Here is a 12,700-nt window from a genome sequence, read left to right as displayed (position 1 = left end):
GCTCCGGCGTTACTATTTCTAGGAACTTTACGATGCTCGAAATCAAGAACCTCCATGCCGAAATCGACGGCAAGCCGATCATCCAGGGCCTGAGCCTCAAGGTGGCAGACGGCGAAGTCGCGGCCATCATGGGTCCGAACGGCTCAGGCAAGTCGACACTGTCCTATATTCTGGCCGGCAAGGAGGATTACGAGGTCACCGCGGGTGAGATTCTGCTCGACGGCGAGAACATTCTCGAAGTTCCGGTCGAGGAGCGCGCGGCTCGCGGCGTCTTCCTGGCCTTTCAGTATCCGCTCGAAATTCCCGGCGTCGCCACCATGACCTTCCTGAAGGCGGCCTTGAACGCCCAGCGCAAGGCGCGCGGCGAAGCCGAGCTCACCACGCCCGATTTCATCAAACGGGTGAACAGCGCTGCCGATGAGCTTAAGATTGCGAAGGAAATGCTGCGTCGTGCCTTCAATGTCGGCTTCTCCGGTGGTGAGAAGAAGCGCATGGAGATCCTACAGATGGCATTGCTGCAGCCCAGCCTTGCCGTGCTCGACGAGACCGATTCCGGCCTGGACATCGATGCGCTGCGCATCGTGGCCGATGGTGTCAACGCGCTGCGTTCGCCCAAGCGTTCCTTCATCGTCATCACCCATTATCAGCGCCTGCTCAACCACATCGTTCCCGACAGCGTGCACGTCCTCTCCAAGGGCCGCATCGTGAAGTCAGGCGGCAAGGAATTGGCGCTCGAGCTCGAAGCCAACGGCTATCGCGACTACGAGGAAGCTGCGTAACCATGGCCAATATCGTTGCTGTGAAGACTTCGGCCGAAACGGCTCTGGACGAGGCGTTCGGCGGCCTGCGCGCGGCGCTGCCGGGCGCCGGCGCGGTGCGCGGCCTGCGCGAAGGGGCGATTGCCCGCTTTCGCGAAAGCGGCCTGCCGCACCGCCGGGTCGAGGAATGGAAATATACCGACCTGCGTACCCTGATGCGCGACGCCAACCCTGTCGCGACCAGTCCGCAAGGAATGCCCAACGCGGGCGGCAAGGCCGAGGATTTCCTCGCCGGGCTCGATCATATTCGCCTGGTTGTGGTGGATGGTGCCTTTTCGCCGGCGCTGTCGAACATTGCGGCGCTGCCGGCCGGACTGAGGGTGATTTCTCTGGCCGAGGCACTGGCCTCGACGGACGAGAAACTCGTCGCCGATCTCAGTGCCGGCGCGCCCAATAACGCCGTGCTCGACCTCAACACCGCCTTCATGAGCGACGGCGTGGTGGTCAGCGTCGAAGCGGGTATCGAGATCGGCTTGCCCGTTGCGATCGAAACCCGTCACACCGGAACGGTGCCGCAGGCGACCTTCACCCGTTCCTTCGTGGCTCTGGGAGCCGGCGCCAGGCTGACGCTGATCGACAGCTACGAGGGGCCCGAGGGCGTCGCCCATCAGACCAATGCGGCCCTCGCCGTGAAGTTGGGCGATGGCGCGCAGTTGCAACGCATCAGCTTCCAGGTGCAAAGCCTTGAAGCACAGCATATTTCCACGGTTCTAGCCTCTCTTGGCAAGGAAGCCCTGCTGCAGAGCTTTGCGCTGGAGGCGGGGGCTGCCGTGGCGCGCAACCAGCTCTTCGTCACCTATGAGGGCGATGACGCCAAGATCTTGCTGTCGGGCGCCACGCTGCTGGCCGGCAACCGCCATGCCGACACCACTTTGGTGGTGGATCATACCGCGCTGGGTGGCGAGAGCCGTGAGCTCTTCCACGCCGTGATCGACGACGATGCTCGTTCGGTGTTCCAGGGCAAGATCGTGGTCCGCCCCGGTGCGCAGAAGACCGACGGGCGCATGATGAGCCGCTCGCTGCTGCTGTCGGAAACGGCCGAGGCCGATGCCAAGCCGGAACTCGAGATCTTCGCCGACGACGTCGTATGCGCCCACGGCGCGACCTGCGGCGCCCTTGACGAGGATCTGCTGTTCTACTGCAAGGCCCGTGGCATCCCGCAGAAGGAGGCCGAGGCCATCCTGGTGCAGGCTTTCGTCGGCGAGGCCATCGAGACAGTGGAGAACGAGGAACTGCGCGAGCGGCTCAACGCCCTCACGCTGGCCTGGCTCGACAAGCGGGTCTGAGGGAGTGGCGGCCTCTGGCCGCCATCCCAGAATTGCGATTGATGGGGTTGGTGGTCCCGCCATCTCGGCATGCCGAATAGGCTTGAGACCGCCACTCCGAGCGAAGGAATGGGAATGTGAACAAGCCCGTCGCCGCACTTCCTTATGACCTGACCAAGGTCCGCGCCGACTTTCCGGCCCTGTCCCTGCAGGTCCACGGCAAGCCGCTGGTCTATCTCGACAACGGTGCCTCCGCGCAGAAGCCTCAGGCGGTGCTCGATCGTATGATGCATGCTTACACGCATGAATATGCGAATGTTCACAGAGGTTTGCACTATCTTGCGAATGCGGCGACCGAGGCGTACGAGGCCGGTCGTGAGAGCGTACGCAAGTTCCTCAACGCTCCTTCGATCGAGCAGATCATCTTCTCGCGCTCGGCAACGGAATCGCTCAACCTCGTAGCCGCCTCCATGGGGCGCCTGCTCGAGATCGGTGAGGGCGACGAGATCGTGCTTTCCATCATGGAGCACCATTCCAACATCGTGCCGTGGCACTTCCATCGCGAGCGCGCCGGCGCCGTATTGAAATGGGCGCCGATCCGGGACGACGGTTCCTTCGATCTGGAAGCCTTTGAAAAGCTGCTGGGTCCGCGCACCAAGATGGTGGCTGTAACCCATATGTCGAACGTGCTCGGCACTGTGACGCCGCTTAAGGAAATCGTCGCGCTGGCCCATGCCCGCGGCATTCCGGTGCTGGCCGATGGCAGCCAGGGCGCCGTGCATCTCGACGTCGACGTTCAGGATCTCGACGTCGATTTCTACGCTTTTACCGGCCACAAGGTCTATGGGCCCACCGGTATCGGCGTGCTCTACGGCAAGAAGGATTGGCTGGAGAAGATGCCTCCCTTCAACGGTGGCGGCGAGATGATCGGCGAGGTGACGGAGGACCGCATTACCTATGCCACGCCGCCGCACCGTTTCGAGGCCGGCACGCCGCCAATCGTGCAGGCGATCGGCCTGGGCGCGGCGCTGGACTACATGATGGCCCTCGGCCGTGATAACATCCGGGCTCACGAGGAAAAGCTCCAACATTATGCCCAGGAGCGCCTTTCCAAGCTCAATTCGATCCGGATCTTCGGTGAAGCGCCGGGCAAGGGCGCTATCGTGTCCTTCGAACTGAAGAATGCCCATGCGCATGACGTCGCGACCGTGCTGGATCGTTATGGTATTGCTGTGCGCGCGGGAACACATTGCGCTCAGCCGCTTTTGGCGCGATATGGCGTAACCTCGACCTGCCGCGCATCCTTCGGGCTTTACAATACGCTCGACGAGGTAGATGCACTGGTCGAGGCGCTGATCAAGGCGCAGAGCTTTTTTGCATGACGGAGGCAGTGATGGCCGACGGAAATCTGGCCGAGACGCGGCCCAATGAACCGGCGGTCGCAGGGGCGACTGCCTTGCCGCCGGAAGAGATCGATCGGTTGACCGATGCGATCGTGGCGGCGCTCAAGACCGTTTACGATCCGGAAATCCCGGCCGATATCTACGAACTTGGCCTGATCTACCGCGTCGAGATTGCCGATGACCGCAAGGTGAGCATCGACATGACGCTGACCGCGCCTGGCTGTCCGGTCGCGGGCGAAATGCCCGGCTGGGTGGAGAATGCCGTGGCGAGCGTGCCAGGTGTCGCCGAGGTCCAGGTGAAGATGGTGTTCGACCCGCCGTGGGATCAGTCACGCATGTCCGATGAAGCGCGGGTTGCGCTGGATATGTGGTGACGGATCCAGTTCCGTCCCTCTCGCATTTGCGCTGAGTCGCGCTTATATTCATGCGGTAACCCGAGCGCCGGGCCTTGAACCCGGTGTTGTTGGAGTGTTCCAGTGAGCAAGATCCGTCCCAAGTTCAAGGTCGTTTCGCTGACAGATGCGGCGGCCGAGAAGATCAAGGCCATCATGGCAAATGCCGAGCAGGCCTATGAGGGCGTGCGCGTCGGTGTCAAGAATGGTGGTTGCGCCGGCATGTCCTACACGATGGAATATGCTGAAGCTGTCAATCCGCTCGACGAAGTGGTCGAGGACAAGGGCGTCAAGGTTCTGATCGATCCCAAGGCCGTGCTGTTCCTGCTTGGCACCGAGATGGACTACAAGACGGATAAGCTCGCGGCGCAGTTCGTGTTCAATAATCCCAACCAGACCTCGGCCTGTGGCTGCGGCGAGTCGGTGGCGATCACACCGGCCGCGAACGGCGCCCTCGAAGCGACGAATTGAGGCTTTTGCCGGATGGATCACGAGCATCTGCGCGATCTTTTCGCCGGCATGCCGCGTCTGTCCATCCGCCGCCTGTTCGGCGGGATCGGCCTTTATTCCGATGGTATGGTCTTCGCCCTTGGCGGAGCTGACCAGATCTGGATCAAGGCGGATGCGCAGACGCAGCCTCTGTTCGAGGAAGCAGGCTCCCGCCCGTTTCGCTATCAAGGCAAGAACCGGACGGTGCAATTGCCCTATTGGAGCCTGCCTGATAACGCGCTCGACGATCCGGACGAGGCCCTGAAATGGGCTCGTCTGGGTTTGGCTGCGTCCTTGCGCGCGCCAAGACAGGCGTCTAAAGCAAAGCGTTCCAGGAAGAGCCCGCCGCAGCCATTGTGAGCGTGCTCGCCTTGTCGATATTGGATCATTCCCATGTCCATCGTGCTCTCGATCGCCCTTTTCTTCGTCATCTGGTGGATGACCCTGTTCGCGGTGCTGCCGCTTGGCGTGAAGAGCCAGGTCGAGGGCGGGGAGGTGGTGCCGGGCACCGAAGCCGGGGCGCCTCAAAAGCCGATGCTGTTGATGAAGGCGGGAATCACGACGGCCATCGCCGTCACGATATTCACCTGCGTCTATCTCATCGTGTCCAAGCACTGGATGCCGCACCAGATCTTCGACGTCGTGCCGGATCTCAAGCAGTAATGGCCGTACTCTCGCGCGATATCAGTGCAGACGACCATGTGAAGGGGCTGGCCGACGCGCCGGTCACCCTGGTCGAGTATGGCGATTTCGAATGCCCCTATTGCGGGGAGACCGTGGGTGTCATCGACGGGGTCCAACGCCTGATGGGTGAACGGCTTCGCTATGTCTTCCGGCATTTTCCACTGATCGAACCGCATCCCCATGCCCTGCACGCTGCCGGGCTTGCCGAGGCCGCGAGCGAAATTGGCCGGTTCTGGGATGCCCACCGCATTCTCTATGACAATCAGCACGCGCTGGACGATCGCGCCCTGCGCAATTACGGTCGCAGGCTCGGTCTCGGCACGGACACCGTCGAGGCTGCCCTGGCTGGTCACTATGCGGGCAGGATCGAACTCGATTTCCAGAGCGGCATCGCCAGCGGCGTGAATGCCACGCCCACTTTGTTCATCAACGGCGTTCGCCACGATGGTCGCCGCGACCTCAGGGGCCTGCATGCGGCCTTGCTGGCCGCGGCGGAGCAGCGGGGCTGAGATCATTGCGGGCTGCGGCCGTTGCCTCAATGCCGAAGCACGATCTTGCCGAAATGCGATCCTTCTTCGAGATGATGCAAGGCTTGGGCGATGTCGGTCCAGGGATAGCTGCGATCGATCACCGGTCGGAGCTTGCTGGTGTGGATTGCCCGATTCATGGCCTCGAAGGAGGCACGTGAACCGACCGGAATGCCCCGAACCGTCACCTGGCGCCGGAAGATATCGAGTGGATTGATCGCCCCCTCGGTGCCACCGAGATAGCCGATCACGCTGATCTGGCCGCCTCGACGCACCGCCTTCAGCGACTGGGCAAAGCTTTCGGGGCCGCCGACTTCCAGGATATGGTCGACACCGCGCCCGCCCGTTAGTTCGAGCACGGCCTCGCCCCAGTGCAGATGCTTCCTGTAGTTCACCCCGGCCGTCGCCCCCAGTGCCTTGGCGCGCTCGATCTTCTCGTCGCTGCTGGACGTGACGATCACGCGGGCGCCGGCATTGACGGCAAATTGCAGGGCGAAGATCGAAACCCCACCAGTGCCGAGCACGAGAATGGTGTCCCCGGCTTTGAGGTGTCCCGCCGTGACCAGGGCGTGCCATGCCGTTACACCGGCGCAGGGCAGGGTGGCTGCTTCGAGGTCGGTGAGGTCGGCGGGGGCGGGCACGACAGCCTGTTCATCGAGAGCCGCGTATTCCGCCAACAGCCCGTCGAGCGGACCACCGCGCTGATAGCTCGGTTCCGCCATGTCGAAGCTGCCGGCGACCCAGCGCTGCCAGAAGGTGCTGCAGACCCGGTCGCCGACCGCCACGCGGGTGACGTCCTCGCCGATCGCGACGACTTCGCCGACCCCGTCGGAGATCGGGATGAGCGGAAGCGGAAAACGCGTATGGTAGCTGCCTCGGACGATTTCGAGATCGCGGTAGTTCAGCGCGGTTGCGCGGACTCGGACCACGACTTCCTGGCGCCGCGGTGCCGGTATCGGTCTGTCGACCAGGCGCAGATTGCCGATGCCCGGCTCGCCGTCGACGATGATTGCCTTCATTGGGCTCTCCTTGCCTCACTCTGCTTGGCAAGGATGCGCATGCGGCGCATAATATTCAAATTCATAATAGTAAGAATTAATATGCAGGAAATGTATGATGCTGAGCGAGATGCGTACCTTCGTCCTGTTCGCCGAGGAAGGCTCGATCCAGCGGGTGGCTGAACGCCTGCCCCTGACCCAGCCGGCGGTCACTCGCCAGATCCAGCGGCTCGAACAGATCCTTGGCTTCGAATTGCTCGATCGTCGCCTGAAACCGCCCACTTTGGCACCCCTGGGTGTCGAGGCACTAGCGCGGTGTCGGAAAGTCCTGGCTGCCTATGACGAGTTGACCCGGATGGCAAGGCGGCGTGAGCCGGAGGGCGTGCTGCGACTCGGCATTGCGCACGGCATCGCCAGTGGAGCCCTGGCGCCGATCATTCACGATCTGCGGTTAAGATTTCCGGGCGTGATGCTGCGCTTGACCACCGGGTGGAGCCAGCCTTTGTCCGAGCAGCTTGCGCGCGGCACTCTCGACGCCGCCGTGTTGCTTTCGGCCGAGATAGTCGCCGAGCGCCTGACCATTCTCGGAAAAGAGCATCTAGCAATCATCACCGCCAGCGCCGATGCTGCCGGGAAGGGCGGCGTTTCGATAGACGAGGCTGGCTGGATTCTCAGTCCCGAACCATGCGATGCCCGCAAACGCCTGGCTTTCGAAATGGCTCGGCGGGGGCGGGCGCTGCAGGTGGTTGCGGAAGTCCAGGATTCCAGCCTGCAACTGGCCCTGGTGCGAGAGGGGCTCGGCCTCAGCCTGTTGCCGCGCCGGATCCTGGAACGGACCGCCAATGCGGGCATTGCCGTGCCGGAAGAGACAGGCGATTTCAACCTGGTTCTCGATGTGCAGATGCAGCGTTCACCGCATCTTCGCCTGCTGGATCCGGTCGTCGATATCTTTGCGCAGGCCGTCAGTGCCCAATTGCGGTGACGCGAGAGTGCTGCTCCTACCCCTTGGGCTTGCCCCTGGGCTTTTCCATCCACTTGATGATGAGCATGGCCGGGAAGACCCAGGCAAGGCCCAGAATGGCGTAGAGGATGGGCTGCAGCCAGGCTGGCGCGTCGGTGATACGACCTTCCGCCAGCGCCATGGCGAGGAGGGCGTAGACCACCACCAGGACCAGCATCGCCAATGAACCGACCAGTTTGCGCAGGGACGGGGGCTTGTAGTCCTGGGCCATGATCTCGAACTCCGTGGTCGGCGTCGTCTTCGCCAGCTGGAACGGCGTAAGCCGACATGCCGTCGGAGTGCGACGCGAGCGCGCGTTGCCCCTGGCCGGCGATTTCTATATCTGTACGCCCTAGAGCAAAGCGCGTTCGTGACCGAACGCTTGTTTGCCCTAACTCTTTGTTTCGACGCGTCTTTGCGATTCTAGGTGATTTCCTATAATCACAAAACGCTTTAGAGCAAAGCACGTTCAATTGTGAACGCTTATTTGCTCCAGCTCTCTGTTTCCGAGCCAATCCGCTGGATTGGCTCGTGCGTTATTGCCCATCCTGGCGGTCCCGTCAGATCGCAAAACGCTGTCAGCCGGTCGATCAGGAAAGGCATGCGCGTGGCCGCCATCGCAGACAATCCCGCCATCATTGGCATGAGCCGCGGCCATCTCACCGCTGTCCGAGCCTGGCTCGTCATCGTGGCCGTGTTGGTGATTGCCATGGTGGTGGTCGGCGGCGCCACGCGCCTGACCGAATCCGGGCTTTCGATCACCGAATGGCAGCCGATCAAGGGAACGATTCCACCGCTGTCAGACGGCGAATGGGCAGCCGAATTCGAAAAATACAAACAGATCCCGCAATATGTGAAACTGAACCTCGGCATGTCGCTGGGGGAATTCAAGTTCATTTATTGGTGGGAATGGAGCCACCGCCTGCTCGGGCGCCTGATCGGCATCGTCTTTGCCGTGCCGTTCCTGATCTTCTGGCTGCGTGGCTGGCTGACGCCAAGGCTCACCGTGAAGCTGGTCGGCTTGCTGGCGCTCGGCGGCAGCCAGGGCTTGCTGGGTTGGTGGATGGTGAAGTCGGGCCTGGCCGACCGTACCGAGGTCTCGGAATACCGCCTGGCGATGCATCTCAGCCTGGCCTGTCTCATTCTCACAGCTATTGTCTGGGTTGCATCCTCGCTCAGGAATGAACGAAACAGCGGGGCCATTCCAGGGGCGGCGAAGGCGATTGGCTATCTGCTGGTGCCGCTCATCCTGGTGCAGATCTTCATGGGCGGGTTGGTGGCTGGTTTGCGGGCAGGGCTTGCCTACAACACCTGGCCGCTGATGGACGGCTATTTCATCCCGGCCCTGAACAATCTCTACATCATGGCGCCGACCTGGGTGAATCATTTCGAGAATGCGCTGACCGTGCAGTTCCAGCACCGCATGGTGGCCTATCTCATCGTGGCGCTGGCCCTGCTGCAGGCCTGGCTGGCGGTTCGAGGAGGCAACGGCCCGGCGCGGAGCCGGGCCCTGCTGGTCGCGGCCGCGGCGCTTGGCCAGGCCGCCATCGGCATCGTCACGCTTGTGCTGGTCGTGCCGCTATGGGCAGGCATCCTGCACCAGCTTGGCGGTGTCCTCCTCCTGACCGCTGCGACGGTGCACGCGCAGCGGCTGGTCGCAGGATCTGCTGCTCAGTTTCCGGCGAGGGCCTGATCGAGGTCGGCGATGATGTCCTTGACATCCTCGATGCCCACGGAGATGCGCACCACGTCCGGACCGGCGCCCGCTGCTTTCTTCTGCTCATCGGACAATTGCCGGTGGGTGGTGGAAGCCGGATGAATGATCAGCGAGCGGGTGTCGCCGACATTGGCGAGATGCGAGAATAGCTTGACGTTCGACACCAGCTGGATGCCGGCGTCATTGCCACCCTTCAGTCCGAAGGTGAACACGGCCCCGGCGCCCTTGGGGCAGTATTTGCGGGCGAGGGCGTTGTAGCGATCGCTGTCGAGGCCGGGATAGGACACCCAGGCCACGCTTGGATGCTCGGCAAGATAGTGTGCCACCGCTAGGGCGTTGTCCGAGTGCTTTTGCATGCGCAGCGGCAGCGTCTCGATACCCGTCAGGATCAGGAAGGCGTTGAAGGGCGACAGAGCCGGGCCGAGATCGCGCAGGCCAAGCACGCGCGTGGCGATGGCGAAGGCGAAATTGCCGAAGGTCTCGCCGATGACGATGCCGTTATATTCAGGGCGCGGCGCCGACAGGAACGGATAGCGGCCGGAAGCCAGCCAATCGAACTTGCCGCCGTCGACGATGACGCCACCGATCGAATTGCCGTGTCCACCCAGGAATTTGGTGGCCGAATGCACCACGATGTCGGCGCCGAAGTCGATCGGACGGGTGAGATAGGGCGAGGCGAGCGTGTTGTCGACGATCAGGGGGACGCCGGCCTTCTTGGCAATGGCCGCGATCGCGGCGATATCGGTGATGATGCCCCCAGGATTGGCGATGGATTCGATGAAGATCGCCTTGGTCTTGGGCGTCACCGCGGCGGCGAAGCTGGAGGGATCGTTGGCATCGGCCCAGCGCACGTTCCAATCGAACGAGCGGAAGGAATGGTTGAACTGGTTGATCGAGCCGCCATAGAGCTTGTTGGAGGCGATGAACTCGTCGCCCGGCTGCAGCAAGGTGTGGAACACCAGCATCTGGGCGGCGTGCCCGGAGGCGACCGCGAGGGCGGCAGTGCCGCCTTCCAGCGCGGCGACGCGCTCTTCCAGCACGGCATTCGTGGGATTGGTGATACGCGAATAGATGTTGCCGAAGGCCTGCAACCCAAAGAGCGAGGCAGCATGGTCGACATCGTCGAAGACGAAGGATGTCGTCTGATAGATCGGGGTGGCGCGGGCGCCGGTGGTCGGATCGGGCTGTGCGCCCGCGTGCACCGCAAGCGTTGAAAACCCTGGTTGTTGCTCAGCCGACATCATGATCCTCCTTGGATGTTCTTGCAGGATATTTGGCCGCAATGACACGGCGTTGGTGAATTGGTGTCATTGCGAGCGCAGCGAAGCAATCCAGTTTTTGCAGGAGGGCTCCGGATTGCTTCGCTGTGCTCGCAATGACAGGCAGTATCAACAGCCTACCGGCGCAGGCCGAGGCGCTGGAAGCCACGCGGATCGCGGGTGGCGCGTTTGGAGGAAATCGCTCCGGAATTGACACCGGCCCAGCCGATCTCGCCGGAAAGCCGGCCATATTCGATCTTGGGGCAGCGGTTCATCACCACCTCGATGCCGGCGGCTTCGGCTTTCGCGGCTGCGGCATCATTGCGCACCGTCAGCTGCATCCAGATCACCTTGGGCAGGACAGGCAGAGCGAGAACCTCGTCGACGACCGCACCGGCTGCCTCGGAATTGCGGAAGATGTCGACCATGTCCACGGGACCGGGCAGGGTCGCCAGGCTGGCGTAAACCGGCAGGTCCAGGATGGTCTTGCCGGCGAGGCCCGGGTTGATCGGGAACATCTGATAGCCGCGCAGCTTGAGATATTTCAGCACGAAATAGCTCGGCCTGACCTCATTGGCCGAGGCGCCGACCATGGCGATGCTGTGAACCTTGCGCAGGATGTCGCCGATATAATCGTCAGAATAGCTGTCGTGGTTCATTTACAAATCCGCCGGTCGTCGACCGCTCAATCAATTAGCTTCGGCTATCGGTTTGAGTTTGTCGAGGAAGGGTTTCACCACTTCGGCATTGCCGGGAAGTGGCGTCAAGGCTTGCAGCGAAGCAAATTGCTCGTCGAGTTGCTGCAAGGCTTCCTTCTTCTTTTCGGGGGTGAGGCTCTGATCCGCCTCGATCTCGGCCCTGGCCTTGGCCTTGTCGGCTTCGGGATCGTTCGGGGCGTTGTCGGCCGTGCCGTTGTTGTCGGGGACGTCGGCCTGATAGGCGAGCATCACCGAATTGGTAACGACATCGAGCGTGTCGAGATCCTTGAATTCATATTTGGCCAAGATGGCGTCGATGCGCGTCTTGGCTTCGGCGATATCCTGGAACGCGGGCAGGGAAGCGACCGGATCATCGCCGGGCGTGTCGGAACGGTCGCCATACTTCTTGGCAAGATCGGCAGCAAGGACCGTCAATTCACCACGGGCTGCGATGAATTTCTCCACCATCGACGGGGTCAGCCTGATTTGATCGTCACTCGCACCCGCAGAGCCGGCCAGGAAACACGCCGATAGAGCAAGGCCGGTAGCGAGACATAAACGATGGGCAAATTGCCTGACGGGGGAGGCGTGCATGGTGGCTACCAATCGAATTGTTCGCGCAGAATGCGTTCGTCGAGTGAGTGCCCGGGATCGTGCAGCATGATGAGGTCTTGCGACAAATCCATGGCTATCTCGACGCGCTGCACGTCCTTGACCTCGACATTGTCGCCGACCGCATTGACGGGCCGCTTGCCTGCCTCCAGAACGTCGATGGTGACGCGGGCGCGCTGCGGCAGGATGGCTCCACGCCAACGGCGGGGGCGGAAGGCCGAGATCGGGGTGAGCGCCAGCAAGGGCGCCTCCAGCGGCAGGATCGGGCCGTTGGCCGACAGGTTATAGGCGGTCGACCCGGCCGGAGTCGCCAAGATCAGGCCATCGCAGATCAGGCTTTCCAGCCGCACATGTTCATCGATCGAGATTTTGAGCTTGGCGGCCTGGAAGCGCGCACGCAGCAACGAAACCTCGTTGATGGCATAGGATTTCGACTTCTGGCCGTGCGTGTCGACCGCGCACATGGCGAGCGGATGCACCACGCTGCGCCGGGCCTTGGCCAGGCGGTCATGCAGATCGTTCTCGCGGAACTCGTTCATCAGGAAGCCGACAGAACCGCGATTCATGCCGTAGATGGGAAGTTTGCGCCCCATCAATTTGTGCAGCGTCTGCAGCATGAGGCCGTCGCCGCCGAGAGCGACGACAACCTCGGCCTCCTCGATCGGAACGTCGCCATAGCGAGCGGTGAGCGATTTGAGCGCCTTGCGTGCCGACGTTGTCGCGGTGGCTACGAAGGTAATCTTCTCGAAATGATGTTTGCTGGTCACGAATGAAATCGCATTGGGAATGTTCGCTGGACCAGGGGACAGACGCGCGCCCGGATCCGATGAGTGAGGCA

Annotated in this window: 16 protein-coding genes; 10 read left to right on the top strand and 6 right to left on the bottom strand. The window is 62.2% G+C overall.

Annotation, left to right across the window (positions count from 1 at the left end):
- Positions 1-32: 32 nt before the first annotated feature.
- The 8 genes from sufC to ACN6KF_RS09455 all read left to right on the top strand — a co-directional run bounded on the left by sufC (position 33) and on the right by ACN6KF_RS09455 (position 5,560).
- The gene (sufC, locus tag ACN6KF_RS09490; RefSeq protein WP_434956611.1) at positions 33-779 is read left to right on the top strand and encodes a Fe-S cluster assembly ATPase SufC; all 747 of its coding nucleotides are present in this window, start codon (positions 33-35) and stop codon (positions 777-779) included.
- A 2-nt stretch (positions 780-781) separates the two neighbouring features.
- On the top strand, positions 782-2,104 hold the full coding sequence (gene sufD / locus ACN6KF_RS09485; RefSeq protein ID WP_434956610.1) for a Fe-S cluster assembly protein SufD: 1,323 nt from the start codon (positions 782-784) through the stop codon (positions 2,102-2,104).
- 116 nt (positions 2,105-2,220) lie between these two features.
- A complete protein-coding gene (locus tag ACN6KF_RS09480) occupies positions 2,221-3,465 on the top strand; it encodes a cysteine desulfurase (protein WP_434956609.1) in 1,245 nt (414 codons plus the stop codon).
- A gap of 11 nt (positions 3,466-3,476) precedes the next feature.
- Positions 3,477-3,860, top strand: a complete 384-nt coding sequence (locus tag ACN6KF_RS09475) for an SUF system Fe-S cluster assembly protein (protein WP_434956608.1) — start codon at positions 3,477-3,479, stop codon at positions 3,858-3,860.
- A 111-nt stretch (positions 3,861-3,971) separates the two neighbouring features.
- Positions 3,972-4,349 (top strand): HesB/IscA family protein, encoded by a 378-nt coding sequence (locus ACN6KF_RS09470; protein WP_434959644.1) that lies wholly within the window; start codon positions 3,972-3,974, stop codon positions 4,347-4,349.
- 12 nt (positions 4,350-4,361) lie between these two features.
- Positions 4,362-4,727, top strand: a complete 366-nt coding sequence (locus ACN6KF_RS09465; RefSeq protein ID WP_434956607.1) for a TfoX/Sxy family protein — start codon at positions 4,362-4,364, stop codon at positions 4,725-4,727.
- 33 nt (positions 4,728-4,760) lie between these two features.
- Positions 4,761-5,030 carry a DUF1467 family protein gene (locus tag ACN6KF_RS09460; protein WP_434956606.1) on the top strand — a complete coding sequence of 90 codons (270 nt, stop codon included), beginning with the start codon at positions 4,761-4,763 and terminating at the stop codon, positions 5,028-5,030.
- Positions 5,030-5,560 (top strand): DsbA family protein, encoded by a 531-nt coding sequence (locus ACN6KF_RS09455; protein WP_434956605.1) that lies wholly within the window; start codon positions 5,030-5,032, stop codon positions 5,558-5,560. The genes ACN6KF_RS09460 and ACN6KF_RS09455 overlap by 1 nt, the downstream gene beginning before the upstream one ends.
- 26 nt (positions 5,561-5,586) lie before the next feature.
- On the opposite strand, the gene ACN6KF_RS09450 is transcribed toward ACN6KF_RS09455, so the two are convergent.
- Positions 5,587-6,597 carry a zinc-dependent alcohol dehydrogenase family protein gene (locus ACN6KF_RS09450; protein ID WP_434956604.1) on the bottom strand — a complete coding sequence of 337 codons (1,011 nt, stop codon included), beginning with the start codon at positions 6,595-6,597 and terminating at the stop codon, positions 5,587-5,589.
- Between the two features lie 94 nt (positions 6,598-6,691).
- Between ACN6KF_RS09450 and ACN6KF_RS09445 the strand changes: the two genes are divergently transcribed.
- Entirely contained in the window at positions 6,692-7,558 is an 867-nt protein-coding gene (locus ACN6KF_RS09445; RefSeq protein ID WP_434956603.1) for a LysR family transcriptional regulator, read from the top strand.
- 16 nt (positions 7,559-7,574) lie between these two features.
- Here ACN6KF_RS09445 and ACN6KF_RS09440 read toward each other — a convergent pair whose 3' ends face one another.
- Positions 7,575-7,808, bottom strand: a complete 234-nt coding sequence (locus tag ACN6KF_RS09440) for a DUF2842 domain-containing protein (protein ID WP_434956602.1) — start codon at positions 7,806-7,808, stop codon at positions 7,575-7,577.
- Between the two features lie 369 nt (positions 7,809-8,177).
- Between ACN6KF_RS09440 and ACN6KF_RS09435 the strand changes: the two genes are divergently transcribed.
- Positions 8,178-9,269: a COX15/CtaA family protein gene (locus ACN6KF_RS09435; protein WP_434956601.1), complete on the top strand. Its 1,092-nt coding sequence runs from the start codon at positions 8,178-8,180 to the stop codon at positions 9,267-9,269.
- Here the strand turns inward: ACN6KF_RS09435 and ACN6KF_RS09430 are convergent.
- The 4 genes from ACN6KF_RS09430 to ACN6KF_RS09415 form a co-directional block, all read right to left on the bottom strand.
- Entirely contained in the window at positions 9,248-10,534 is a 1,287-nt protein-coding gene (locus ACN6KF_RS09430; protein WP_434959643.1) for an O-acetylhomoserine aminocarboxypropyltransferase, read from the bottom strand. The two genes, ACN6KF_RS09435 and ACN6KF_RS09430, sit on opposite strands and share 22 nt — an antisense overlap.
- 155 nt (positions 10,535-10,689) lie before the next feature.
- The gene (locus tag ACN6KF_RS09425; RefSeq protein WP_434956600.1) at positions 10,690-11,211 is read right to left on the bottom strand and encodes a CoA-binding protein; all 522 of its coding nucleotides are present in this window, start codon (positions 11,209-11,211) and stop codon (positions 10,690-10,692) included.
- Positions 11,212-11,241: 30 nt separating this feature from the next.
- Positions 11,242-11,844 (bottom strand): hypothetical protein, encoded by a 603-nt coding sequence (locus ACN6KF_RS09420; RefSeq protein ID WP_434956599.1) that lies wholly within the window; start codon positions 11,842-11,844, stop codon positions 11,242-11,244.
- A gap of 5 nt (positions 11,845-11,849) precedes the next feature.
- Complete coding sequence (locus ACN6KF_RS09415; RefSeq protein ID WP_434956598.1) at positions 11,850-12,629, bottom strand: NAD kinase; 780 nt, start codon at positions 12,627-12,629, stop codon at positions 11,850-11,852.
- Positions 12,630-12,700: the final 71 nt, after the last annotated feature.

The sequence above is a fragment of the Labrys methylaminiphilus subsp. lupini genome (genome assembly GCF_051161885.1).
In the GTDB taxonomy this organism is placed as follows: Bacteria; Pseudomonadota; Alphaproteobacteria; order Rhizobiales; family Labraceae; genus Labrys.
This window is presented reverse-complemented; position numbering and strand designations above follow the sequence as displayed.